Genomic DNA, 25,614 nt, shown 5'->3' with positions numbered 1-25,614 from the left:
AGGCCATGCGTCATACCGTCTTGGCCGGTGGATAGGTGACCGTTTCCAGTACCCCCGACCCAAAGCTGTAGCCAACATCACTGCTGCGCTGCCGGCGCGTCCGGCAGCTGTCATGGTCCACGGGCCAGATGGCAGCGTTGCCACACTCTGCATCGACCTGGACACGTCGAAAGCCGTCAAAGCAGTCGTTGACGCAGACGCAGAACGCCTGCGCACCATGCTCACCACCTGTGGTGTCGTCTTTGTGGAGGACTTCTCCCCCAGCGGCGGTCGGCACCTGTACATCCCGCTTCGGCAACGCCTAGATGCGGCCGAGGCGCGCGAACTTGTAGAAGCGTTGGCCCTGACAGCAGCGAGCTTGGATCCGAGCCCGCACCAGAACATCACCGACGGATGTATCCGCGTCCCTGGCTCGGCTCACAAAACCGGTGGCCACCAGGTACTCATCACCCCCCTGTCCCAGGCATACGACGTCCTGCGGCGTAGAAACGCACCTGCAGCTATCGCGGCCCTCAGGACCGCGCTAGGGCCTGAACTGGCCCGCAACCGTGCACTGAAATCGCATCGGGCCAAAACAGCTGCGGCGCAGCGCACAGCGGCCCATCATCTGCTGCGGCTGCATAGTGGCAGCGAGACCGCGCTGCGCCGAACCGCTCGCACCGGCCTCTACGACACAACACGCTACAAGAGCCCCTCTGAGGCCCGCATGGCCGTCCTCAACCACTTCAACGCCTGCGGCTGGACCCTCGTCCAGGTAGAGAACGAACTGAACGGCCAGTTCCCCGGCCTCGCCGCCCTCTACGGCACGACTCCGAAGCAAAATCGCCTCATCAAGCAGGAATGGGCCAACGCCGAAGCTTGGACAAAAACTGAACCCCGCAAAGGAAGGGGAAAAGATGCACTTATTAACAACACAAGCCCCACAAAACCCACAGGGGGGGCATCCAACCGCAGCACAGCTTCAATCCACCAACTCGTGAACGACCTGGAAAATGTGCTCTACGCGGTACTCGACCACAGACTCAAAGAACGCGGCCGCGAAGGCCTGAGCCTCCGCTTCCTCATCCGCGCGCTCCTCGCCTACATGAGGACGAAGGAAACCGATCTTCTGGACATTGGATGCCGCACTTTGGCCGCAGCTATGGGAAAGCACCACGTCACGATTGCGAGGCTCCTGCCCGCCTTGGTCCAAGCCTCAGATGGCATCCTCACCAAAGTCGCTGACGCCCGCCACAAAGCAGCAGATGTATATCTCATTCAGCTACCCGAGCAGTATCAACAACTGGCCCGTGAACTCAGCTGGCGAAAAGGCAAAATTCACTCCATACGGCCCGTGTTCCGCGCCCTCGGCGACGCAGCAGCCCTTATCTACGAGACAATCGAGCGCGGTCGCCACTCCCCCACTAGCGCAGAACTCATACGAAGCAGCGGAATCAGCCGCACAACCGTTGAGAAGGCTCTCATCGCAATGGAAGGGTTTGGCATGATCCACCGGGACGGCCGGCACTGGAAGATCACCGCCACAGCTAATCTTCGCGCCCTCGCGGAACGGCTGGGCGTAATGGAGGACTACCAAGCCCAGATAAGCCGCAACCGGCGGGAACGTGCTGCCTGGCACGCTTACTTGGATCGATTTTTGGACGGCCGAGTAAACGAAGGTGACCTTTACGATCCCGAGCGTGAAGAACATTGGATGCCACCCGATGACGCGGCGTTGTGGCGGGCAGCCTAGACGATACCCAGTAGATGTCGAGTTCGGCGGTTTCGCAAGTGAAAAAAGCATAGACAGGGAAGCCAGCTTCTCAAGTAAAACTACTGTTGCTGCCTACGTCCTTGGGGTCACGTCCCTTGGCGGGAAGCGACTACCCCGGTAAACGAGTACCCCGTAGATGTTGGGCTCGTGGGTTCATTAGTCGTCGTTCATGGGTTCGTCGGTTGCACAAGTGAAGAAAGGATAGACGGGGAAGACGGCTGGTAAGTCGAACCACGCCGCTTTCACATGGTTCGCTTGTTTCGCAGGATCCGCTGGTTTCACAAGTGAAAAAAGCCTAGACGGGGAAGACAGGCTGGCACGTCGAGCTCTGCTGGTTTCACTAGTTCGCAAGGTTCACTTGTTCACTTTGGTAGCCTCTTTCACTTGGTTCACTTGGTTCGCTGTTTTCGCAGGGTCCGCCCGTTTCACAAGTGAAGAAAGGATAAACAGTGAAGACGGGTCGGCAGTTGAAACCCTGCTGGTTTTACATGGTTCACAAGTGAAAAAAGTAAAGACACGGAAACCAGCTTCCCAAGTAGAGCCACTGTTGCTGGTTACGCTGGAATCACTTTGGAAGGGGAACATATGAAATTCGATGTGGACCGCGGTGCCCTCAGCCGCGTCATTGCGGTAATAAATGGGAAGGGCGGGGTTTTTAAGACCAGCCTTGTTGCAAACGTTGGGGGACTTCTTGCCGAGGGCGGGTCGCGAGTGCTCCTCGTGGACCTTGATCCCCAGGGGAACCTTGCCGAGGACCTTGGCTATGCCGATCAAGGTGACGGAGGTAGAAGCCTGGCAGCCTCGCTGTGCTTTGGGGGAGAACCAGATCTGCTCTTGAGCGTGCGCCCTAATTTGGACGTCATCGCCGGAGGTCCTCAACTTGATGATGCTGCCGCTTTCCTTGGAGCCAAGGCCCAGAAGGATCGTGACGCTGCACAGCTAGCTCTGGCTAAACTACTTGCCAGCGTGGCGGGGGAGTACGACCTTGTTCTGCTCGATTGTCCTCCAGGGAACGAGCCGTTGCAGGCTGCAGCTGTGGCTGCCGCCCGGTACGCGTTGGTGCCGCTCAAGACCGACATGTCCAGTCGTAAGGGCGTCGCCGCAGTCGCAGCGCGCATGGACAGCGTTGTTGGACTCAACCCGGCGTTGGATCTGTTGGGCGTCGTCCTGGTCGGGACCGGTACGAATTCTAAGCAGGTACACAAGGTCACCCGCGACCACCTCACAGCAGATTTTGGTACTGATGAAGTGCTGTTTCCGATGTCCATTCGGCATGCAGAAGCAACCGCCCAGGCGTGTCGGGAACGCGGATTGCTGGCCCACGAACTGGAACGGGAACTTAGCAAAGGACCGAAATGGTGGGAGGTTCTCCGCGGGGAAGCGAAAGCCGGGAACGCGGGGCCGAAGTCGGCTTCCAGCGTGGCTGAGGACCTCCATGCAGTTGCTATGGAAATAACGCGCCGCATCGCTGTCGCAGAATCCCAGGAGGTCAACGCGTGAGCGCCGAAGCAACAACACCCGGCCGGCCCGCACTTGGCTTGCCTCCGAAACGCAATGCCGCACCCTCCACAGATGCCCCCCTGGCCCGAATGCTCCCCGGGCACCGACCCGAGGCGCCGAAAAAGGAGGAACCCAAGGATTCCGAAACAGCCAACATGACGGTGAGTATCCCCGCTGCGCTCCGCAACCGGGCGCGGGCCGCGTACAAGGCGACCAGTTATGCCGAAGGAGACAACACCTGGAGCCATTTCGTGACCAAGGCCATCGAAGCAGAAACCGCGCGCCGTGAAGCCGAACACAACCAGGGCGAGATGTATCCATCCTGGGGAGAAAAACTTCCCGGCGGCCGACGTCTCAAAGACAGCTGAACAGCACCGCTAGGTCCAAAGATCGACACTGGGGTATTGCGGACTGACGGAAAAGCAGTGGCCAGGTTTATTCGTAGAACCTGGACAGGGGCTGGGTGCATCAGTGACGCTGCCAGAGATTCGTTATGGGGTGAACTGGGCGGACGTGTGGCAGAGCCGATCTGCTAGCTGCACCGCGACCTATCAGGCTCGCCCCGCCGGAGTGGAGACCACGCTGTCCTGCGCCGGGAAGCAGCTAGTTCTGGCCGCCGTCGATCACGCGCAGGGCGGGGGCGTCTTTCGGCCACGGATACAAGGTGTCGACCCGCTCAAATCCCAGGACGCCTTCAGGCTTTTCGTGGATGACAGAGTCCTGGTGGGAGCCCGCAGCATGGGCAAGTGCCGCCAGCACAAGATCCAGCAACGCCCGGTCGAGCCCCGGTACAACGTCGGAGAGTGCAACCTGCTCATCGCCTCCAAGGGATGCCGCGATCATCAGGAAATCGGTGCTCACCACCGGAAAGCCCGTCTATGTTCTCGGGGATGGCCTCGAAATCGATCCAGCTCCGGCCTTGCTCATCGCTGTGCATCCAGGGCCAGCCCGCCTGGGCGAAGCGCCCGTTGAAAGCACGGAGAAGAAGTTCTGTGGCGGCTTCGCAGGGGAGGGAGCCTCGTGCCCGTTCACGTAGCGCCTGGGGAGTGAACGTCATAGGTGCATCATGTCACGGCTGACTCGGCCCACGGCGTGAGCCGGCAGGTCCCCCGAGCTTTGGTCCGGTCAGATCTACTGAATGTCCGCGCGATCGCCTGGATGGGGTAAGCAGTCAGCCAGGTAATCCCAGCAAGAGTCAGAAGAATCCCCACAGCGGTCAGCTGCCCGATGAACATCAGGAGCGCCACGACCAACGTTCCACCATAGGTCAGGACAAAACTCAACGTGTCCGTGTCAAAGGGCATTAGTGGTCAACAAGTCAGGGGAGGGGGAGCGAGGTGGCAGGTGCCGGTACAAGGTGGTGCGTTTCAGCCCAGTCTTGGCGGTGATCTCCTTCATGGAGAAGCCCTTGTCTCGCAGCAGGGCGGCGTGTTCGAGCTTGTCGGCATCGATCACGGAAGGCCGTCCAGTGCGGCGCCCGTTGGCAGATGCCACTGCGCGGGCATGTGAGGCGCGTTCTGCTGCATAGGTTCGTTCCATCTCTGCGAAGAGTGCCAGCATGACAACGGCCAGTTGCGCCATGGGACTGTTCGGGTTCGAAGTGTCGATGGGCAGGGGATCAGCCAGCGTCCGGACACCGACGCCGCGTTCCTTGAGTTCGTGGATCAAGTTTAGGGTGTCCCGCACTGTCCGCCCCAGCCGGTCCAACGTGTGGACCACAAGCACGTCGCCGGCTCTGGCGTGACGTAACGCGCCCTGAAGCCCCGCGCGATCGGTGGTGGCGCCGGACTTCTTGTCCGAGAAGACCGTTTCGATGCCGGCGGCCGCCAAGGCGTCCAGTTGCCGGGCCAGATCTTGTTTCACCGTTGACACACGCGCATACCCAATCTCCATGCCTAAAACCGTACCGAAAGTTGTCCCTGTGACGGGCCATTGTGGCGGGGGTTTTGGAACAACAAACGGGACAGTCACATTAAGCGGCATCTAGACGATCCTGTCATTTTCAGAAGTCGTCTGCACTAACTGGCCATCGTTGCGCTTAAAGGCCAGCTGCAACATCACCCTGCACACCGGTCATTGGCGTTTTAGCAGCTAATCAGTGGTGTCTTCGTCGACATCGTCGACAAGCTCGGCGTCTTCCTCTTGAGCACTCGCAGCCCCGGTCAGGGATAGCACATGGTTGTGAAGGAACTCGCTCCGCACTTTCAGGAAGCCTTCGTAATCATCCTCCAGCGCGTAGTCGAGAGCCTCTGCTGGCACCAGGTTTGACTCCAACCTCTGGACGAGAGCATCGCGGCCCGAAACTGCGATAATTGCTCGGAGGTACTCGCTTGGTGCAAGGTCTTTGATGCGAATGTTGTTCATCGATGTGAGCAAGACGATGTTTCCCACGACATTGGCTTGGGTTCCCGTCACGCCTTGTCGGGCAAGATACGCCTGAGGAAAGAAGTGGTGGTATTCCTTGTCATTCGACCATGCAAGTGACTTGTCGACGTCAATTCTCTGGCCATTGACCAGATCGAGTGGAGACCCCGCCGCCAGCATCAACCCAAGCATTTTGGACACAGCACTGTTGGAGCGGAACGGCTTTAGCTTCCAGAGTGAAGCAGTTGGAACTACGCCGCCGTCTCCAAGAGATGCTGAGGATCCTGCAGCAAATGCCCGGATCTTTTTCGTGTCTTGAGTCATTTGGCCGCTGTCCCAGCCTCCGAAGTAGCCAGAAAGAGTCGTGCGCCAAAACCATCTCTTGATCTCTACGAGCTGCGCGTGCGAAGGAGTAGGGATCCATCGAAACACCTCGCAGAGGACCGCGAACTGATTTGCGTAGGGAAGCGACTCCGCTCTGGGTGCACGTATTTCGGTGGCCAGAAAGTCTGCTGCTCGTAGCGCTGCAGCCTTCATGCTGTCAGCTGAAGCAGTTAGTTTCTCTCGGCTCAGATCTCGCAGGGCATCTATGCTTTGTGCCGAAAAGTCTCCGCCAGCCGCTGCCCCCAGTGTTCGCAAAAAAGTCTTGCTGTCCAAGGTGTGGTATTTTTTGGCCTCCAGAGCAGATTTGATGCCATCGACCGTATTCCCTAGGTCGAATTCAGGACTCCAGGTAGCGGCGCGCATCAAGTCGTAGATCGTCAGACGAGTGCCCGTGGAATTGATTCGTTCGAAAACAGGTGCAACGTCTTCGATCGACATGTCACCAAGCGTTACCAAGGGAACCTGGTACTCAAGGAAGCGAGTAAACAGCAGGTCCGCTCGCGCCCTCATCCCTTCATCATCAATAGGTGTTAGACGCCGGTAGAAGTCGGGAGCATTTGCCATCCGCCGAAGTGGTATCTGATGTACAGGGAGCTCGTCAGCGTGGTCTGAATGGTGAAAGCGGTTTGTCTTGAGGTCGAAGTAGACGTTCCAGACACTCTTGGGGTCCCCAGGCGTCCAATGAATCACGCCGCATATCGCGGAGAGGCGTTGTTGCCCGTCAAGCAGATAGTTGACTGGGTAATTTTCGCTGCGTTCAGCGATATCAAGATCTGCGATAGCCCTCTTGCTCGCCAAATCCTGCTTGGACTCCCACACGAGAAGACTACCTATGGGGTAGTTCTTGTAGATGGAATCCATCAGGTCGAGAATCTGTTGGCGTTTCCAGACGAATGGCCTCTGAAACTCGGGAAGCACGATGTCGCCAGTGAGGACACGATTTGCAAGCTGGAGAATCCGCTCCGGCGTTGGTTTTGGGTCGCGAGCAGTGGGGGGATTCGTCTGGGCCATGGTCTAAGAGTAATGGCCGGGGGAAACGTCCTTATCGAACCTCAAACGTGAAAAGTTTCCCCATAGTCGTTAACCGAAACGCCGCGAGAAGCCGTCATTGTCTTCGAGGCCGGAACTGGGCCTAGCATGCTATCGCGTGGATGTTTTCGGTCCGATAAGCATGTAGAGGAAGCGAACGAGGACGACGGCGGCTATAGACAGTAGAGCAATCGCCAAGGGAAGCCATGGGCTGATGGCAGCATTACAGGCGGCTGCCAGTTCCGGGAAAAATTGCCTGCTGGGGTATGGGTCAAATGCTGATCCGCATGAAGCGTGCACCTGGCCACCCCAATCGGCTGTGGCACTCGATTCCACTTCGTGGTTTCCGCTGTAAATACCGGCGAGCAACGCAGAGGTACCGACCAGCAGCATGGTCAATCTCATTTGGGGAGTACTTGGTCCACGAAAGTAATTAGCCATGGGCTTGATCACCACCAAAGCTTATTTGTCTTACCGGCGCCTTGTATCCCTGCGCGGTTTCTACCCAAGAGCCACCTTTATACCCCAGCTTCACCGGGTCGAGAATAGCCGCTACCACATTCAGGCCTTGATTGAGGAAGTCGCCGGCAAAGCTAAACTCTTGCTCTGCCAGTACCTTCCCGCTGCCATCGAGCAGGACCAGAATCCAATTCGAAGTGTCACGACTTCCACCAACGTATGGCACGGCCTCTCCCCACTGGACCGCGTCCAGCGCTTCTTCGTCGAGTTCGTGAATCTCAGGTACATTCATGACCCCTCCTGATCCGGGCCCCCAATTCCAAGCCGCAACTCCATTCTTGCTGCCGTCCTGACCAAAATCACGGTCAAAGATGTTGCGTGTTTCGTTGTGCACGAAGACCGGTTAGAGTTTCGCCCTTGGAGGCTGCCTCTGTTCCTAGGTGGAGCGCCCGCCGCTGGTCCGTCATTGACCCCCGGCACCGGCAAGCAGATCCCAATCAGTGGGCCGTGGTGGCCGCACACCGCATCGGCTACGCCCGGGTCTCCACCCGGGACCAGAACCTGGACCTGCAGGTCGAAGCCCTGAATAGGGCCGGATGCGACAAGATCTACAAAGACACCATCAGCGGCACAAAATCCCAACGTCCCGGTCTCGACCAGGCTCTGGACAACCTGCGCCACGGTGACACTCTCGTGGTGTGGAAGCTGGACCGCCTGGGCCGGAGCGTGAAAGACCTCCTGGAATTCGCCGGCGGACTGAGCGACCGCGGTGTGGGATTCGTCAGCCTCACTGACGCCATCGACACCACAACGGCCTCCGGACGCTTCTTTTTCAACGTCATGGCGTCCCTGGCCCAGATGGAACGGGAGCTCATGGTCGAACGAACGCAGGCCGGCCTGCAGGCTGCACGCCAACAAGGGCGGGTCGGCGGCCGCAAACGCGTCATGACGGATGCCAAGATCCGCTCAGCCCGCAAACTCCTCAAGCAGGGAACACCACCTCGGGAGGTCGCCGACACCCTAGGAGTCTCCGTGCCCACCCTCTACCGATGGGTCCCGGCAACAGGAGGGACCCAAGCGCCAGAGAAGTAGCCCCGGCGGCTCAGTGCAGGCAGCTTCGGAAAACATGACTGTTGGCGCAGAGGACTGTTGAGCAGAATGCGGTCTCGTGCAGGGCACTTCTGACATTTCAATATCCATACTCATCTGCACAACCCCGGAATTCCGCGGGTGCTTGTGCAGGCGACTTGTGAAAACGACAGATCCGGATCCGCGGGAGAGTGTCCCGCCAAGGTGTCCCAGTTCTAAGGAAGTGGGACACCGCCAGTCATTTGCCCTAGCTGCAGTTGGGAGACCTTCATCGCGCAATGAATCGTGCGGGGCATTCGTGCCTCTCGACTCCCGCCGTGGCGTGGACAAGTGTCCGAAATTCTTGCGCCCGTTGATCGGCCGGCTTACGGGCGATCATAGCCAGCCAATGGCCGCTCTCCAACCGATCTACTCCATACTCCAAAGTGGTTGTATTTTCAGTTTCCATTCCAGTATGGTGAGGAAGTGTCTTCCAATGAGGTTTACCCACATTCGCCGCTGGCTCTCGCCTTAGTGGAGTTGAGGCATCCAGCCTCCGAGCCCCTGACAGTGCCAGCCCTGAGCGCTATCAAAAAAGCGCTATCTTCCGTTACGCCGATCCAGCGCCGGGAAGACTCAATGACCTTGAATATACAAACTGGAACTCAGGAAGTCGCATCTGTTCCTAAATTTGTCTCCCGGGATCAGCAGACGGCTGTCACGTTTCGTCCGGATGCGGTGGTTGTCGAAACGACAAAGTACAAGAGTTATGAGAGCTTTCGCTCTCTGCTGGAGACTGCAGCAAAGGCTCGGCATGGCGTGGATCCTTTGGATGCCATCGAGAGGGTAGGCCTTCGATACGTCGACGAGATACGCGCACCCGAAGATGCCAGCATTTCCTGGGAAGACTGGGTATCACCCAAGCTCCTCGGGCCAGGAGTTCCTGCGTCTCTTCCGGGACTTTCAATAGTGCAGCAGCAGGGAATCACCGTATTCCAGTCTGGGACGCCGGGCGACTCTCTGACGCTACGTTATGGTCCGTTAGTAGGCCAAGCTGTAGGTAGTACCCCCAACCTCGTACGTCCCGGAGTGTTCGAGGGACCCTTCTTCCTCATAGACATCGACGGTGCGTGGACTCCTCCGACCGGCGTGATCCCCGAATTTGATGTGGAAGAAATTTTGCAGGTGTGCGACAGGCTGCACAGCCCCATCAAGGACGTTTTTGAATCATTGATCTCAGAAAAACTAAGAAACGAGGTGCTTCGCAATGACGGCTAGCGTTGGTCCGGCGTTGTCATCGACAGGCGGAAAATCATTTCTCCCATCCATCGATGAAACATCCAGCACGAGCAAGAGCGTTCGCGAACTGAATGGCGATGCCGCCGTGATTCGCTCCCAAGCGGGGGATCTCCATTCAACCTCTACGAGTCTCCACCATAGAACCCGGGACTATGCACTTTCTCTATCACGGAATGATTGGGGCCGGAAATCGCCGGCGGATCTCCTGGCACATCTGTCGGAACTGGGATTCGCATGGCGAGACATTGCTCGCATGATCGGAGTCAGCGTTCCCGCGATCCAAAAATGGCGCCGCGGCGAGCGTATTACGGGGGATAACCGGGCCCGGCTCACTCAACTGCTGGCTGTCCTTCAAATGGTTACTGACGAGTACCTCATATCGGACCCCGCTTCCTGGTTCGAGATGCCCATCGTGGACGGTGTAGCCGTTACTCCGATTGATCTGTATGTCGCCGGCAGCGTTGAATTGCTTCTGGATTGGGCCAGTCACCACGAGGTTGATGCAACTGTTGTCCTAGATAAGTTCGACGCGGATTGGCGACAAACGCACGTAGATGAAAACTTTGAGACATTTGTGGCGGAAGATGGCGAGCTGTCCATCCGCCCACGACATTTGAGTTGAGGAGATAATCAGCAGGTGAGTTCTCCCCAGCTTGAAACCCCCAGCAGCATCAACGCCCTCTACTACGCTCAAGGCGATGACGTTGATGTTAACCGTCCCGTATTCACTGGGGACGTGTTTGCTCCCCATTGGAGCCACGGAGGGGACGAGGCTGTGGAGACAGACGCCTTCATCGTGCTGCAGCATCCATGTGCCCTTAGAGTTGGAGGGGTTGATCTGGTCGATCCCATTCTCTGTGCGCGCATTTCCCAGGTTCAGGGCTTCCGCAGCGACTGGGCGAAGGCCCCGGTGCGCCAAATGCCTTTACCCAATCTTTTTGCGGACAAGAGGCCGTTTGCCGCGAGTTTCACTGAACTACTGCTAGCTAAACGGGCAGACTTGGATATTAACAAACGGGCGGCCGTACTCTCCCAGCTGGGGGTAAATCTGCTACTTCAACGGTGGGTCCACCACAACAGCCGCGTTGTCGTCCCAACAATGACTTACAACGCACAAACAACCGGCGAGTTCGAAGAAGCTGATCTAGCGGCGGAGTGGTGCGCCGAACGTGGGGCCAATGCTGAAGCAGAGTTCCATGAGTGGATAAGAGATGTAAACCCTGAAACGGCGCTGACGAGACAGCAACAGCTAAGAGACCCCCAGACCCGGGCAGCGATAAGACGGGCCATGAGCGTCCACCTTCGGGGACTCAGAGGCTGAGGTTCGTCTGCGACATTGTTGCTCTTAGGAGAACGCGCCTGACGGATGAGCCCGCTGGCAAGACAACAATGATGCCGGCGGGCACGCGGCTTACGTTCGTACGGTATTTGAGCGCACGGTGAAGGATCGTCTCACGGGCCATGCCCTCCATTTGCCTCGTTACCCCGGCACGAATAGCGACAGAATGTTCGCTGCTGTACCTAATGCCAGACCCGCCCCAACAAGCCAGACCTGCAAACCAAGGCCGCTAACAGCGTGGCTGTAGATAAGATGCTTGACCAGCTCAGGCATGTTGTCCATATCGCTGTATGTGAACATTGTCTTCCCCGCCGCCCGCTGCTCTGCTCGCATCTCCTCAGTGCGCGACCCCCCGCCGAAGATCGAAGGGGGCTCATTGGCGTACCGCTGCTCGATCTCCTTCAGCCGAGCAAATAATGCGGAGTTCTCACGCATGTCCTTGTGGACAATGAACCAAGCCCACAGAATCGCCCCGAACGAGATAACAAAGGCCAGAATATTCATCACTACAAGCAATGTCTTCATAGGACCTGAGTATGGCACTGAGGTTTGACACCCCGATTTCTCAAGCCGTTCTTTTGCTGGGGCTCCGCAAAATGTGAGGCCTCGATGTCTAGTCGGCGCAGGCCCGGGCGGCGGCCCCTCCCCTGCTTGTTCACGGCGTTCCGCCGATTTTCCTCGGCATCGGCGACTTAGGGATCTCCCAGCGAGTCTGTCCAGTGGGCACGATGGGCTACCGGCCGTGTCAGATCCAAAACTGTCGGGGGTCGGGAGCATCATGGTCGGTAGTTCCTAATGAAGGGTGAGCACGCAATGACCGACAAGATTGAAATCGAGTGCCCTGACTGCGGGAGTAGGGTCCGCTTCACGCTCGATGACGTTGCTAAGCAGCGCACGGTGGGATGCATGCGGGGGCACCTGGTGAAGTTGCAGGACGAAGGCGGTGGCGCCCGAAAGGCATCTAAGGCTCTCAGGGACCTGGACACGGCATTGAAGAAGTTTGGCAAGTAGCGGTCTTCCAGTGCCCGGTCCGGCGAGCCGGGACCGTCCGACAGCCAGTTGCGCCATAACGAGATCGGTTACCGAACACAAAAATCGCCCATTAGCGTAATGAAAAGGCCGCGAATCCGTGGCGGTGCTTCGGCTCGGTGGTGCGGATACTCGGATGCCGCCGCAAGCAGTTTGACTTGAAAAAGTCCTCCTAATACGCTCTTGCAAGCGCCTCGATGCATCCCCCAATAGCATCGAGGCGCTCCCGTGCCCCGTCCCAGAGCGACGCCGCAGCCATCAGCAGGGCACCAGTGCAGACGACTTCTGAAAATGACAACTACGCCACGGGGGAGTGTCCCATCAGGAGTGTCCGAGTTCTAAGGATGTGGAACACAAGTTGGGAGGACGCTCGTCTTCACCTGTATCACTTCAGGAGAGCGGATTTAGCGGGGCCAACGTCGGCGGCTGGGGACTTCAATGACGGGGAGTTCATGGGGCTCAAGTGGACGTTGGGGAACGGGGCGAATGTTGTACGGGGTGATGCGGTCCTTCTCGTGCTCGCTCTCAATGGCGGCAGCGGTGCTTTCGTTAGACCGGCGGATGTAGTCCACTGACCAAGCGAGGAGGACGTCCAGACGATTGACCTCTGCCTCTGCTGCCATAAGCCGTTCGTGAGCGGTGACGGAACGATACCCGCACCACTGGCGAAGAATCTCGTGTATGGGTTTCTTCAGGCGTAGGTAGCGTTCGTATTCGTACTGGGGTGAAGTTTCTATGGGTTTCCTGGTTTCCCAGTCCTCAGCGGTGCCGCCTCTTTTGGATTTCTCGCGGGCCTCGGCCTCTTCGGTCTGTATCAGCTCAAGAACTGGAGTTGGGTTCTGGCAACAGGCCCACTTCGAGATAGTGAGGGATGCAAGTGGTGAAAGGCATGGCTTGCCGTTGTAAGTGATCCATGAATGATTCGTTGGGAGGGCAGCCAATGGTTGGCCTGTCAGGGATTCCAACGCCGATTGATCGTGGATCACCAATGCATCGTCAACGGGGGTGAGGAATAGCTCGGCGACTGCCGAGGGTATAAGCAGTTCAACTGCTGTCCACATGGCCGAGGACTCGTTCTGGTCGATGGACTCGTCCCGTAGACGCTTCCAGTCGTCCATGCTGGCGTCATACTGGGCTACCTCGTCCCATGGCACCTTGAGCCTGCCACGAGGGACGTTCTCTTCCTTTCCTGAGACGTCGCCATCAAGATGACGAATCTCAACTCGGAACTTGCGCGCCTGTTGGTTCAACGCCAGGACTTGGACCCTTTGTGATGGTGATTCATCGCGTAAGCGATATGCCCATTCCTGTCCTGGGGCTGGAGTAGGAATGGTTTCTGCATCAGGATCCATAACCGCTCATTATTCCTCCGCAGCTTCTCCCGGTGGAACCCTTGTAGAGCGTTTTCTCAAGGGTGCGGATGCCTGTCATGAGACGCCTCGTATTCCAACGGCTGCAAGGCACCTGCTGCCTCCTGGAATGTGCCGAGGACCCGCGATCGGCTTTGTCAGCCTCACCGATGCGGTCGCTCTGGGAGTTGTGCGTGGCGAATTGCCGGTCCGGGCAGCCAGTGAAACACTCACTCCATGAGCCCATGGTTAGACCGCCAGCAGTCCGCACCACTACCGTCAGTTGCGCCTCCGGTGCATTATGTAGGCGCGTCCACGGCCATTAAGGCTTCGAGGCAGCAGGTGGGGGATTTCATCAAGCCGGCGGAGAACAGTGTTCTCGTCGATCCCGATGTTGTGCGCGCCTTCCGGGCTCCTGGCCGACAAGGCGAAGGCGAGATCCAAGTTTTCATCTCAGTGCGCGATGGGGTGGAAACCGTGTCGGCTATAGAAGTCGTGCATGAAGTTCCGCAGGAACTGGCTATTACACGGAGTATCGGTGACACCGACACGGCAGCTCGCGGGCGTGACTTTTTACGCGACGGCGAGAACGGAACAACGGTCTTGGAGCATGGCTCGTACTTCACGTTGCCGGCCGAAGCGGCAGGGTACTTCCCTCAGTACGAACAGCAGTACAAGCTACACGCTCAACAGTATGTGGAGCGTGTGAAGGCATTCCTTGAGCGTTCTCAGTAGCGAAGGAAGAGCCTTTAGACCTGCCCTGAACAGACCTCCGGAAGCGGACATGCGGATCCGCAATGAACGCCCGCAGCAAGGCGTCCCAGCTCCAAGGAAACTGGGACGCCGCCCTTACGAGGCTAGTCGCCTACGGTAGTCCCGGCGTCATCGGCTGTCGCTGCTGTGGTGTCCAGAACTTTTGCAGAGATTCTTTCCCCTCACCTGGTCATGGTGGCCCGTTCTGACCAGCAACAGTAGTGTTTGTTGCACCTACTAGGAGGTCTCAGATGCCAAGCAAATCGTCAGGCACGTCAGGTCCCAGGCAATCCGGTTCAAAGGCCGGGGCAGCTAAACCAGCGGCCAAGCTGGCTGCGAAGCCGAGTGCCAAACCTACAAACAACCTGCGTCATGTCGTTCCGGACAAGAAGGCCGGCGATTGGAAGGTAAACGAGCCGAAGAAGGCGGGTCACACAGCGGCGGCTCCAACACAGAAGAAAGCGGAGGTTCTGGCAAAGCAACAGGTGAAAAACGCAGGAGGCGGGGAAGTAAGGATTCACGGTCGGGATGGGAGAATCCGTGACTCCGACACCGTGAAACCGGGCAATGAGTCTAAAACGAAAGACAAGAAACACTGACTGCTGCTTGATTGGCGGAAGGCTGGCTACCGTCTTGATCCACCCGATTGCAATTCCCTCGGACACTTAACGAAAGCCCGCCGATTGGGGGAGCGTACGGACACTCCGTGTGCTGAACGATGCCGCGGCGGCTAGGTGCTAACCGCTGAGATAGATTTGGCTCGACTTGTTGTGGTTCTCAAAATGGGGTGTGGTGTGGCGTCAAAGCTTTCTCTTGCAGAAATTAGAGCCAACGCGGGGCGTTTTTCGAGGCGGTGGAGCGATGCTGGCCGAGAAAATGCTGACACTCAGATGTTTTGGGCAGAGTTCTTTGCTGCGTTTGGCATAGACGCCCGCCGCTTTGTGGTTTTTGAACATCACGCGAGCCGCTTCACTACCGGCAGGTCAGGGCGCATCGACGTCTTTTGGCCGGGCGAGCTCCTAGTAGAACAGAAATCACGCGGCGCAGACCTGCGAAAAGCGGCTGACCAGGCCTATGACTACTTGGACTCGTTAGACGACAAAGACCTGCCAAGGCTGATCGTCCTCTGCGACTTCAACAAGTTTGTCGTCCACGACGTATCAGTAACGCCCAAGGTCACACATGAGTTTGACCTGAAATCCCTGCCTAACCGCATCGGTCTTTTTACCTGGATGGCCGGCTACACGCGGGAGCCGTCCGTTGCCGTTTCCGAGCAAGCTGCTAACGCCAAAGCAGTCACCAAAATGGCACAGCTGTATGACGCACTGACGGATGACAAGCTCTCAGACCACCACGTCTCTGTGTTTCTCACCCGCATTCTCTTCTTGTTGTTCGGGGAAGACACCGGCCTGCTCGAACGTGGATTGTTTCGTCAGATCATCGCGGACAAAACTGCCGCAGACGGCTCGGATCTTGGCGCCTGGGTTCAACACATTTTCCAAACCCTCGACACCGCTCAGATCGATCGTTCTTCCCGTACAGATGAAATGCTCCTGCGGCTGCCCTACGTGAACGGGTCGATCTTCACAGAAGTCATTCCCACGGCTCACTTTGACCGCAATATGCGCGATGCGCTCTTGTCGGCCTGCGATTTTGAGTGGGGGTTGATTTCCCCGGCCGTGTTCGGGTCGATGTTCCAGTCCGTGAAGTCAAAGGAAGCACGTCGAGCTCTGGGAGAGCACTACACCACAGAACGAGACATACTCCGCGCCATCGGGCCGCTCTTCCTTGACCAGCTCCACTCGGAGTTCCAGGCTGCACAATTCAGCGTAAAGAGTCTAAACGCCCTATGGGACAAGATTTCGTCTTACAAGTTCCTCGATCCAGCGTGTGGATGCGGGAACTTCCTAGTGGTCACTTACAGGGAATTGAGAGCCCTGGAACTGAGGATAATCGAGCAGCTGCAGCAGCTTCGAGCGGGCGGTGGTCAGACGGTCTTGCTCGGGGAAGACATGGGGCTGAAAGTAAACCTCGCGCAGATGCACGGGATTGAGCTGGAAGAATGGCCGGCCAGGATCGCAGAGGTCGCCCTGTTCATTGCTGACCACCAAGCCAACCGCCACATGATGGAGACAGTTGGGTCCGCTCCTGATCGCTTGCCTCTGACCACATCCGCAAAGATCGTCAGGGACAACGCCCTTGGTTTCGATTGGAATCTCGTACTGCCCGCCGGGGACAGCGTTGTTGTGGTCGGCAACCCCCCTTTTATAGGAATCAGCCTAAGAACTGATCAACAAACCGCTGAATTGAAGGCGGTGTGGGGGAAAAAGCACTATCACGGCAGCCTCGATTACGTCAGTGGCTGGTACATCAAAGCCGCTAACTATATGGGCTCGCACAAGGGACGAGTTGGCTTCGTTTCCACGTCGTCCATTTGCCAAGGCGAGCAGGTAGCTCCACTCTGGGGGCCGATCTTGGACCACGGATTTGAGATTGATTTTGCTCACCGCACTTTTGCCTGGACATCCGAGGCCAGTGGCAAAGCCTCTGTCCACGTCGTAATCGTGGCGTTCTCACAAGGTGGCGTGCTTGGACGCAAGACGCTGTTCGATTACCCGAATATTAAGGGCGAACCCATCGTGAGAGAAGTATCGAACATCTCGCCCTACTTGGTTGAAGGGCCATCCGTGGTTGTTTATCCGCAATCGAAGCCCTTGAGTCCAGCATTGGGAGAGGTTCGATACGGCAGCAAGCCCACTGATGGAGGTGGATTTTTCATCGGCCCCGATGAATACAAGGATTTTATAAGTGATCCAGCCGCTGCCAAGTACGTGCGTCCCTTTGTCGGCACTAAGGAACTGCTGCACGATATTCCCCGCTGGTGCCTCTGGATGGTCGATCTTAACCCCTCTGACCTAAAAAACTCACCCCTGCTGCGTGAGCGGCTTGAGCGTGTAAAAGCATTCCGCCTTGCAAGCGATGCGGCGTCTACACGCGAATACGCCACGATGGCCCGCTTGTTCCGCCAAATAGCCCAGCCTGAAACCAACTACCTTTGTATCCCCCGGCATGTCCTGGAGCGGCGCTTGTTCTTCACGGCTAAGCGGTTAGCACCGGAGACAATCTCCGGCGACGCAAACTTTGTCGCCGATGACCCGGATGGCTTCATGTTCGCAGTGATCTCTTCGACGGCATATGTCGTCTGGCAAAAGACGGTTGGCGGCCGAATCAAGAGTGATCTGCGGTTCTCCAAGCTAGGAGTATGGAACACCCTTCCCTTGCCAGCTGTAACGCCCGAGATGCGCAAAGAGATTGTGGCGGCCGGCGTAGCCGTACAGGCTGCCCGTGAGAATCACCCAAGACTCTCTTTGGCGCAGATGTACGACCCAGATGCAATGCCTCTGGACCTAATACGGGCACACGCCGTACTCGATAAAGCCGTGGACCGAGCGTTCTTTGGCCGCAAGTCGGTACAGACGGATGAGCGGCGTCTAACACTGCTGTTTGAACTCTATAAAACCCTGGCTGCTGCCCAGAAAGCAGCGGCGTAAGTAGATTCCCGCGGGGCCGGTGATTCAACGACCTGGGGCAATGAATCACCGTCCTTCAGCGTACTCCCGGTACGGCGGGGCTCGCTGGCAGCGCTGGACGCTTCCATCACCGCCTACCGCGCCATCTCCAAGGTCCGGAAGGACCAGGAAACCTAGACCTGGTGCAGGCTGGCCGCCCGACCAGGACCGGCCGACTACCCGGCTGGCTGGGTGCCAGGTGTTGTCTCCTCATCCCGTACGCGACGCAGCAAAGCCGCCATACTGCGCACGGACGCGGCGTCTTCCTGCCAGGGCTTGCTGTTACGGGTACAGGCGTGAACGCTGCTGGCGCCGGAGCCTTTAGCCGCTTCGTTAAATTCTGCCCAGGCCTCCTGCAGCTCCGCGAGCTGTTCAGGGGTGAATGGCTCGTCGGCCGCCGGCGACTCACTCGCCATGATTGGAGCATCAGCCGCTCCTGACCCTCTTTGGCGTCTGCCGAACAAGCTCCTCAGACCCATGCCTAAACCCCCTGCTTGATGGAATGAATGACCCGCCAGGGCCGGGCGCATGGGTGGAACGGCCTGCCCTGGTGGGGCCGTTCCACCGTATCAACACGGGCGAATCCCTTTTGACTAGGACAGAGGGCATGCATTCCGAGGAATGCGGGCCCTCTGTTGGTAAACATCCTGCTGCTTACGTCTTCGAGCATGACACATCGACTGGCTGAGTGGGAGGTTTTGGGTCCTGCCGTCATCGGGCCGGCTGGAGGAATGTCCGATGGCGGAGGACACTCTCGCTTTACGCCTGCCAGGCGTGGTTTGCGCTGCGCTTCGACCGGTTGATCGGGCGTCCGCTGGCGCGGCCGGCTGTTGGGTGCTGGCGGTCCGTCGCAGAGCTCCTGCCCGTCATTACCTGGTTGTTTACAAGCGTTTTTTGTTGCTGTCCTGCGGATTCTAGGCGTCCGCTCCAGCCTGTCTAGCCCCGGTTCCGCAGGCTCCACCGGGGCCTGCGGTCCGAAAATTCTTTAGCCAGGGATCCTCGCACGCTCGGATCCCGCAAGATTTTTCTGCCCTTGCCCTCACGGGTAGACAGGCCTCCGTCGGCCGCCGAGCAAGCAAGCTTGCCAGCAACCAAAAAACAACGGGGGGAGCAGGGGAGCTGGCCGGTCACCAATTGCCGCCCCACCCACCCCCACTTCTCGGACAAGAAGGAACACCACCAATGAACGCAATCACCACCAAGACCGTGACCACCGCCGACACCGGCGAGACCATCGACGGCGTGACCGTCCTCGGGGATTACCACATGAACGGGGGCTACGACTGGATGGAACTCATCGGCGAACACGGCTGGGCTGTGATCCCCAGCTGGGGGCACGATGGCTGGGACCTGGGCCAGTGGCCCTACGTCATGGTCGCGGGGATCCGCACCGCCGACGCCATCGGCAACCTGTTCGGCATGGCCACGTACTGCGAGGGTGACGTGACCTGCACGTATTACCGGACCAAGGCCAGGTTCTGGGACGCGATCAGTGAACAGGCGTTCTTCCACTGGAAGAACGGACAGGCTCACGGCCCGGACGACCTGCCTGAAGCAGCCGCCGAACTGCCCAGCAGGTACCGCATGCCCTACGCCGTCCACGCCGCCTAACGACAGGAACCCCTTGCAGGACGGAAACCCCGCCCGGCAAGGCCACAGCCCCGCCCATCTTCACCAAAGGACAAAGCACCATGACCGAAAACAGCCGCATCACCGAAAACACCGCGCAGACCGTTGTGTTCCTCGAAACCCTCGCCAAGCTCGTTGAAAAATCCCCAGTCACCTACAGCGCGGCCGCCGCGAAAGATCTCGCCGCGCACATCCGCGGCATGGCCGAAGCAGTGACCAGCGATGCCCGCGTAGAGCCTGGCCTGCTGGACGTGATCCGGCAGTACGCCACGCTGGACTGGCACAACGAACTCGTCGCCGTCCTGTTCGCCCCGGAACACAGGCCCACAATGCACTAAACCCCGCGGGGACTCACTTACTTCAAATACTCAATGGAGTAAGTGAGTCCCCGTCATCGCTGCCTAACCGTCGCCAACGTGCGCGGGCGGTCCGCCGCCGGTGGCTGGCTCGGGCTGGTGGTCGCCGGCGGCGGACCGCCGTTCCCGCCAACAGCCCCGGGCGGATCACCTGGTGTCGGCGGCAAGCCTGGGGGAGTGGCCGACCCGCGCGGATCAGTGGCCAGGAGAAAGGCATGCTCGCAGGGCTCGCACTGGTTTGCGCTGCGCTTCGACCGGTTGATCGGGCGTCCGCTGGCGCGGCCGGCTGTTGGGTGCTGGCGGTCCGTCGCAGAGCTCCTGCCCGTCATCACCTGGTTGTTTACAAGCGTTTTTTGTTGCTGTCCTGCGGATTCTAGGCGTCCGCTCCAGCCTGTCTAGCCCCGGTTCCGCAGGCTCCACCGGGGCCTGCGTGCCGAAAATTCTTTAGCCAGGGATCCTCGCACGCTCGGATCCCGCAAGATTTTTCTGCCCTTGCCCTTACGGGTAGACAGGCCTCCGTCGGCCGCCGAGCAAGCAAGCTTGCCAGCAACCAAAAAACAACGGGGGGGAGCAGGGAAGCTGGCCGGTCACCAACGCCGCCCCACCCCACCCCACTTCTCGGACAAGAAGGAACACCACCATGACTGAAAAACTGACCATCACCGGTCCCGCTGACCTGATCGCCATCGTCCCGCACCTGCTGGGCAACCAGCCGAAGGAATCCTTCGTGGTCCTCACCGCACGCGGGAACACCTTGGGCGCGACGTTGCGGATGGACGCCCCGGCCGCGGCCGCGCCGCTGGACTACGCGCAGATGATGTCCACCTACGCCGCCAATGATGAGAAGGCCACGGCCAGCTACGTCATCATCTACACCGACGAAACCGGCGGGGACGGCCCGTTCCCCTATGCGGAGCACGTCGCGGCGTTGAGCATCGAGTTGGCGACAGCACGGATGCCTGTGCGGCAGGTTCTGCTGGTCACCAGCGCCCACTGGGGAACCTACGGCACCGCGGAGAGGAACCCGCTGGACGCTATCAAGGACAGCCAGGCCAACGCGACGCTGACCTACTTCGGCTCAGCGACGGACATTGACGTGTACGACCCGGCGCTGCTGGGCAGGTGGGCACTTCCGGTGGAAGCGCCCGAGGGAACTTTCGAGGACCTCGAAATGGCCTGCCTGACGTGGCAGGCTGTCCTGGACGCAGATGGAATGCCTGACACCGAAACCGCCCGCGCACTGGCGGCGGCATTCCAGCACCGGCACCTCCGTGACTACCTGTTCCGGGACACCATCACCACCCACAACGGCAGCTTCGGCGACATCCTGACCGGAAAATTCACCGGCCGCCCCGACTGGGCACGCGTTGACCGCGCCGAAGCCATCGCCTTCGAGCTGATGAAGGTCGTACCGGCAGGACAGCGGGCACCCATGCTGACCCTGATGGGCTGGCTGGAATGGCTCAAAGGCCACGGAAGCCAGGCAGACCGCTACCTGAAACTCGCAGCCGAGGACGTATCCGGCTTCCGGCTCGCGGTCCTGCTGCGGGAACTGATCAACCGCGGCCACATCGCCGACGTCGCCCGCAACGAAAACATTTCCTACAACCGTCGCCTGATCTAAAACGCAGGAGGCCGGGCCGGATCACCCTCGAGGAATCCGGCCCGGCCTCTTCCGGCGGCGGGGCGGTCTTACGCGCATTCGCCTAATTGCCGGTTCTTTGGCTCTAAAGGCCGTGGCCTTGTTAGCGGAACGAAACGCTCTTACGATTGGCGCGTGAGCTGGCTGGGGGAGCACGTCGAACAGGACGTCCAGAAAGGCAGATCATGAACCGCAGGGAACCCGATGAACCGTCGGTGAATGTGGACTTTGAGGCGGTCGCCATACCTGGCGACGAAGAAAAGCCCTACCGAACAGAAACGCTGGGGATGCCCGCAGAGCGCATTCCGCAGGACGAGGCCTCAGGGGTAGTTCCTTGGGAACGAGTAGGTTTGGGCAGGCCTTTGGGCATAAAAATTGTGAGCATGTATCCGGGTGGCCCTGTTTGGCATGAAGAGCACTTTGGAAGGGATATTGATCCTAAGTACATTGGTTCTGTTCTGGTTACATCGTCCGTCAGGAGTGTGGACAGCCGTGAAGATTCTCCGCTTGCTATGCATTATCTCTTTCAGAAAAGGCCAGCGGGAAAGGACCTTGATGCCCGCCCCACTATTAGCGGATCAGATGTCATTTATTACACTCCAGGACTGATTGATGATGGGCTTAAGGTGGAAGTCAGGATGTCATTTGACAGCAGGGATGAGCTCAAGCTGTCGAAGCTAACTGACGCCGCTGGACAAATCGCGAGCCTACCCATTTTTGCAGCGATCCCAAAGGCGAAGGGTGCAGCCGCCATAATTATGGTTGCGGCCGACGCGGTGAAATTTGCGGCAAACCTCTTTGACCGGTGGCTCGACGCCACGCCTGATTGGATCGCAAGCGAGACCTTACGTATCCACATGAGCGGTTTTACTGCCGCTCAATCGTCCTTTTTGCTCTTTTTCGGGGACGAAGCTCCAGCGAAAGTGGAAGGCATTGGTGGATCAATAATCGGCCCTGAGTTCAGGTATCGCGACGAGCAGTACGTGGTCGACACGAGGAAAGGGATTCTTCGGTATGCCGAGAAAAACCACCGCGGTGAATACGAGCAAGTCCTCAGCGACGAACCATACGTCCTTGCCGTCCTGGATGGTGCGGAGAGAAGCAAGCTCAAGGACTGGACAGCCGCGGCAGTAACTGCAGCCAACTATCAGCGATTTATCAACTCCCAAAACAATGACGGCAGCGAAGACTTGGTTGGCATACTCACCGCCTACAACGACTTCGTAATGGCCCGGGAAGTGTTGCACCTGAACCAAAGTCTGCAAGAGCTGCCTGAAGCGGAACGTGAAGGCTCAGATGAAATCAGAAGACGGGATGGAGCCCTCCGGAACATTTTGGACAAGGACATCGCCGACCTGCTCCGCAGCAATCTGGCGGGATGACCGATGGTGAAAGAAGCGTCTTTCCGTGACTACCTGTACGTATCTCAGCGTAAGGTAGAGCGCCTGGCCGGGGCATTGCCGGCCAGTAGGTTGAACCGTTTGGCTGAACTGAATTTCAGTGTTGGTCCCGTTGGTGCTGGCATCGTGCTCGACAAGAGAGCACACGACGGCGTGGTGGCAGCTGTATCGGAAGTAGAGGCAGCCCTACGGGCAAATTACAGTGTGAAGTGGTACGAGGACCCTGGCATTCGAGTAGGACATTGGTTCGAAGCGAAAGGGTTGGAGGTGGTTTACGGAGTTCCCAGTATTCGGGGAAAATCGCTAAATGCCGCTGTTTTTGTGTGCAAACAGCGGTACCAGAGGTTGCTCTTGTGCGGATCCGCAGCCTATCTGCTGGACCGGTCGTTACCTGAGCTGGACGCCGGGTCTTCAATGTCGGACCCTAGTGCCATCTATACCTTGCTTCGCAGCATTGATCCGGAGCCCACATCAGATTTTTCGCCGCCTGGTCCCGCCAGTTGGTTGGAGGACGGATATCCGATATTGAATTTATACAGTGCGCTCAGTCAGACAGGCACGCATCCCGTAAGTTTCCTTGGCCGTGTATCGCGCATTTCGGTAGAGGAGGATGGAACCCGAAATCTCATCGGAACGCCGCTGTTTGTATCCCTTGATGTCCCCGGTTAGGGCCCTATCGAATAGGCCTTAGTGCCAGCGGGCCTATTAGCGGAAAATGCTCAAGTGAAGGTCGGACCGGCGACCAAGCCAGAGGTCGTTCGCCCCATCCAGGGTCCCGGACTACAGTAGGCACAAGCATTACAAACGGGAGGGCACGCACTGTGGGACACGAATACATCCTGACCGAGGACGACCAGCCGGCTGCCGACGCCAGCCTGGCCGAAGACATCCTCGAGCTGCAGCTGCTCACCGCCGGCGACAAGACCGGGCCCATCGACGTTGGCCACGCCCGGGAACACCACAACTTTTAGCACCCAGGCAGCAAGGACGCTGCACCACAGATTTCCTTTGTCCGAGGAAAAACCGCGAAAGGCCGGCCTACGTGCCGGCCTTTCGTCATGTCAGCTCGTTTTCAGATCTCCATCGCCACAACGTCACGGCCGCCACACTGTTGAGGAACGCGATGAAAACATCGCCCGAAGCAGACCGACCGATGGCCAGGTCCACGGCCACCAGCACCAGCGATTCGACTGCAGCAACCATGAACACCGCAGCCAGGATCCGCAGCACCCTGTGAGGGCGGCTAGGACGCGGCGCCGGATCAGTCATGCCCCCACCCTAAGCAGGGCAGGAAGCGTAAGCGATAGGGGAGTGGCCGGCCCGGGCGAATCGGTGGCCAGGGGAAGGGCATGCTCGCAGGGCTCGCACTGGTTTGCGCTGCGCTTCAACCAGTTCATCGGGCATCCGCTGGCGCGGCCGGCTGTTGGGTGACGCTGGTCCGTCGCAGAGCTCCTGCCCGGCATCACCTGTTGTTTACAAGCGTTTTCTGGTTGCTGTCCTGCGGATTCTAGGCGTCCGCTCCAGCCTGTCTAGCCCCGGATTCCGCAGGCTCCACCGGGGCCTGCGGTCCGAAAATTCTTTAGCCAGGGATCCTCGCACGCTCGGATCCCGCAAGATTTTTCTGCCCTTGCCCTGACGGGTAGACAGGCCTCCGTCGGCCGCCGAGCAAGCAAGCTTGCCAGCAGCCAAAAAACAACGGGGGAGACGGGGAGCTGGCCGGTCACCATTGCCGCCCCACCCACCCCACTTCTCGGACAAGAAGGACATACATTCATGACTGCAACACCCACGCTTGAAATGCTCGACCCGGCCACCCTGACCGTTGACGTGAACGTCCGCAAGGACGCCGCACTGACTCCGGATTTCATTGCCAGCATCAAGGAACACGGCGTGATGGAACCGGTGATCGCCCACCGCAAGGACGACGGTACCGTGCATGTGCTGATGGGCCAGCGCCGCACCCGCGCCGCCGTCGAAGCAGGACGCGAGGCTATCCCGGTGATGATCATCGACAGCCCGGAGGAAGCCGAGCGCATCGTGACGCAGGTGGTGGAGAACATCCAGCGCGCCGAACTGACCGAAGCGGACGAGGCCGAGGCGTACCACCAGTTGTCCCTGATCGGGGTTTCGGCGGCCGCGATCGCGAAGAAGACCGGGCGGACCAAAATCAACGTCGAAGATGCCCTAAAGGCCAAGTCCACCACCGCCGGTGACGCCGCCCTGGGCAGGGGATGCACCATCGAAGAAGCCCTGATTCTGGCCGAATTCTTTAGGCGACGAGGACGCCACCGAGGAGCTGGAATCGGTCATCATGGACGAACCCGACATGCTCCTGCATGTCACCCAGCAGTTGCGGGACAAACGCGACCGCACGGCCGCGCTGGCCGCACTGACCGCAGAACTGGAAGCGGCAGGAACCATCGTGGTTCCGGAATGCGGCTACGGGGAGGACAGCGAAACGCTTCGGGTCACGTTGTTGAAAAGGGCGGACGGGGAAGCGGCCACGGACGAGGACGGAAATGCCGTCTACATCGAGACGGACTACCGGGGCGAGCACTCCGCCGTCGCCGTAGTTAGCGGCTGGAAAGATCTCGGCTTCACTCTGCGCTACTACAGCGGTTACGGTACATCGTCGGCTCCGAAAGGACCGATGACCGAGGAGCAGAAGGCCGAGCGGAAGACCCTGATTGTG

The 25,614-nt window shown here is 58.8% G+C and carries 23 protein-coding genes and 1 pseudogene; 17 read left to right on the top strand and 7 right to left on the bottom strand.

What is annotated here, in order from left to right; all coding sequences use genetic code 11:
• Positions 1-112 precede the first annotated feature (112 nt).
• From FHJ30_RS20755 to FHJ30_RS20745, 3 genes are all read left to right on the top strand, one after another.
• Positions 113-1,732 carry a hypothetical protein gene (locus FHJ30_RS20755; protein ID WP_139031142.1) on the top strand — a complete coding sequence of 540 codons (1,620 nt, stop codon included), beginning with the start codon at positions 113-115 and terminating at the stop codon, positions 1,730-1,732.
• A 606-nt stretch (positions 1,733-2,338) separates the two neighbouring features.
• Positions 2,339-3,253 (top strand): ParA family protein, encoded by a 915-nt coding sequence (locus tag FHJ30_RS20750; RefSeq protein WP_139031141.1) that lies wholly within the window; start codon positions 2,339-2,341, stop codon positions 3,251-3,253.
• On the top strand, positions 3,250-3,621 hold the full coding sequence (locus FHJ30_RS20745) for a ParB family protein (protein WP_043439434.1): 372 nt from the start codon (positions 3,250-3,252) through the stop codon (positions 3,619-3,621). The genes FHJ30_RS20750 and FHJ30_RS20745 overlap by 4 nt, the downstream gene beginning before the upstream one ends.
• Positions 3,622-3,856: 235 nt before the next feature.
• Here the strand turns inward: FHJ30_RS20745 and FHJ30_RS21820 are convergent, their stop codons facing one another.
• The 4 genes from FHJ30_RS21820 to FHJ30_RS20725 form a co-directional block, all read right to left on the bottom strand.
• Entirely contained in the window at positions 3,857-4,114 is a 258-nt protein-coding gene (locus FHJ30_RS21820; RefSeq protein WP_240793791.1) for a hypothetical protein, read from the bottom strand.
• A gap of 432 nt (positions 4,115-4,546) precedes the next feature.
• A complete protein-coding gene (locus FHJ30_RS20735) occupies positions 4,547-5,146 on the bottom strand; it encodes a recombinase family protein (RefSeq protein ID WP_139031140.1) in 600 nt (199 codons plus the stop codon).
• A gap of 198 nt (positions 5,147-5,344) precedes the next feature.
• Positions 5,345-7,012, bottom strand: a complete 1,668-nt coding sequence (locus FHJ30_RS20730; protein ID WP_139031139.1) for a DUF262 domain-containing protein — start codon at positions 7,010-7,012, stop codon at positions 5,345-5,347.
• A gap of 451 nt (positions 7,013-7,463) precedes the next feature.
• Complete coding sequence (locus FHJ30_RS20725; protein WP_139031138.1) at positions 7,464-7,883, bottom strand: hypothetical protein; 420 nt, start codon at positions 7,881-7,883, stop codon at positions 7,464-7,466.
• A 116-nt stretch (positions 7,884-7,999) separates the two neighbouring features.
• Here FHJ30_RS20725 and FHJ30_RS20720 point away from each other — a divergent pair, with 116 nt between their 5' ends.
• The 4 genes from FHJ30_RS20720 (at position 8,000) to FHJ30_RS20705 (ending at position 11,177) form a co-directional block, all read left to right on the top strand.
• Positions 8,000-8,581: a recombinase family protein gene (locus FHJ30_RS20720; RefSeq protein WP_139031200.1), complete on the top strand. Its 582-nt coding sequence runs from the start codon at positions 8,000-8,002 to the stop codon at positions 8,579-8,581.
• Between the two features lie 462 nt (positions 8,582-9,043).
• Positions 9,044-9,835 carry a TIGR04255 family protein gene (locus FHJ30_RS20715; RefSeq protein ID WP_171059158.1) on the top strand — a complete coding sequence of 264 codons (792 nt, stop codon included), beginning with the start codon at positions 9,044-9,046 and terminating at the stop codon, positions 9,833-9,835.
• Positions 9,836-10,109: 274 nt separating this feature from the next.
• Positions 10,110-10,478 (top strand): hypothetical protein, encoded by a 369-nt coding sequence (locus tag FHJ30_RS20710; protein WP_139031136.1) that lies wholly within the window; start codon positions 10,110-10,112, stop codon positions 10,476-10,478.
• Positions 10,479-10,493: 15 nt separating this feature from the next.
• The gene (locus FHJ30_RS20705) at positions 10,494-11,177 is read left to right on the top strand and encodes a hypothetical protein (protein WP_139031135.1); all 684 of its coding nucleotides are present in this window, start codon (positions 10,494-10,496) and stop codon (positions 11,175-11,177) included.
• 159 nt (positions 11,178-11,336) lie between these two features.
• On the opposite strand, the gene FHJ30_RS20700 is transcribed toward FHJ30_RS20705, so the two are convergent.
• Positions 11,337-11,720 carry a hypothetical protein gene (locus FHJ30_RS20700; RefSeq protein ID WP_139031134.1) on the bottom strand — a complete coding sequence of 128 codons (384 nt, stop codon included), beginning with the start codon at positions 11,718-11,720 and terminating at the stop codon, positions 11,337-11,339.
• Positions 11,721-12,628: 908 nt separating this feature from the next.
• Positions 12,629-13,576, bottom strand: coding sequence for a hypothetical protein (locus FHJ30_RS20695; RefSeq protein ID WP_139031133.1), 948 nt, complete (start codon positions 13,574-13,576; stop codon positions 12,629-12,631).
• Between the two features lie 234 nt (positions 13,577-13,810).
• Here FHJ30_RS20695 and FHJ30_RS20690 point away from each other — a divergent pair, with 234 nt between their 5' ends.
• The 9 genes from FHJ30_RS20690 (at position 13,811) to FHJ30_RS21480 (ending at position 23,893) form a co-directional block, all read left to right on the top strand.
• Complete coding sequence (locus FHJ30_RS20690; protein WP_139031132.1) at positions 13,811-14,308, top strand: hypothetical protein; 498 nt, start codon at positions 13,811-13,813, stop codon at positions 14,306-14,308.
• A gap of 269 nt (positions 14,309-14,577) precedes the next feature.
• On the top strand, positions 14,578-14,925 hold the full coding sequence (locus FHJ30_RS20685; RefSeq protein WP_139031131.1) for a DUF2188 domain-containing protein: 348 nt from the start codon (positions 14,578-14,580) through the stop codon (positions 14,923-14,925).
• A 195-nt stretch (positions 14,926-15,120) separates the two neighbouring features.
• Positions 15,121-17,877 (top strand): class I SAM-dependent DNA methyltransferase, encoded by a 2,757-nt coding sequence (locus FHJ30_RS20680; RefSeq protein WP_171059157.1) that lies wholly within the window; start codon positions 15,121-15,123, stop codon positions 17,875-17,877.
• A gap of 1,200 nt (positions 17,878-19,077) precedes the next feature.
• Entirely contained in the window at positions 19,078-19,506 is a 429-nt protein-coding gene (locus FHJ30_RS20670) for a hypothetical protein (RefSeq protein ID WP_139031128.1), read from the top strand.
• An 80-nt stretch (positions 19,507-19,586) separates the two neighbouring features.
• A complete protein-coding gene (locus tag FHJ30_RS20665) occupies positions 19,587-19,862 on the top strand; it encodes a hypothetical protein (protein WP_139031127.1) in 276 nt (91 codons plus the stop codon).
• 658 nt (positions 19,863-20,520) lie between these two features.
• A complete protein-coding gene (locus tag FHJ30_RS20660) occupies positions 20,521-21,504 on the top strand; it encodes a DUF4192 family protein (protein WP_139031126.1) in 984 nt (327 codons plus the stop codon).
• A gap of 203 nt (positions 21,505-21,707) precedes the next feature.
• Positions 21,708-22,904: a hypothetical protein gene (locus tag FHJ30_RS20655; RefSeq protein WP_139031125.1), complete on the top strand. Its 1,197-nt coding sequence runs from the start codon at positions 21,708-21,710 to the stop codon at positions 22,902-22,904.
• A gap of 3 nt (positions 22,905-22,907) precedes the next feature.
• Complete coding sequence (locus FHJ30_RS20650; protein WP_139031124.1) at positions 22,908-23,591, top strand: SAVMC3_10250 family protein; 684 nt, start codon at positions 22,908-22,910, stop codon at positions 23,589-23,591.
• 152 nt (positions 23,592-23,743) lie between these two features.
• On the top strand, positions 23,744-23,893 hold the full coding sequence (locus tag FHJ30_RS21480) for a hypothetical protein (RefSeq protein ID WP_171059156.1): 150 nt from the start codon (positions 23,744-23,746) through the stop codon (positions 23,891-23,893).
• Positions 23,894-23,978: 85 nt separating this feature from the next.
• Here FHJ30_RS21480 and FHJ30_RS20645 read toward each other — a convergent pair whose 3' ends face one another.
• Positions 23,979-24,191 (bottom strand): hypothetical protein, encoded by a 213-nt coding sequence (locus FHJ30_RS20645; RefSeq protein ID WP_139031123.1) that lies wholly within the window; start codon positions 24,189-24,191, stop codon positions 23,979-23,981.
• A gap of 504 nt (positions 24,192-24,695) precedes the next feature.
• Here FHJ30_RS20645 and FHJ30_RS20640 point away from each other — a divergent pair.
• A pseudogene (locus FHJ30_RS20640) lies at positions 24,696-25,614 on the top strand (ParB/RepB/Spo0J family partition protein); the annotation flags it as partial.

The organism is Arthrobacter sp. BB-1 (assembly GCF_006151685.1).
Classification (GTDB): domain Bacteria; phylum Actinomycetota; class Actinomycetes; order Actinomycetales; family Micrococcaceae; genus Arthrobacter.
Note: the sequence above shows the minus strand (reverse complement) of the source record. Positions and strands in the feature narration are given on the sequence as shown.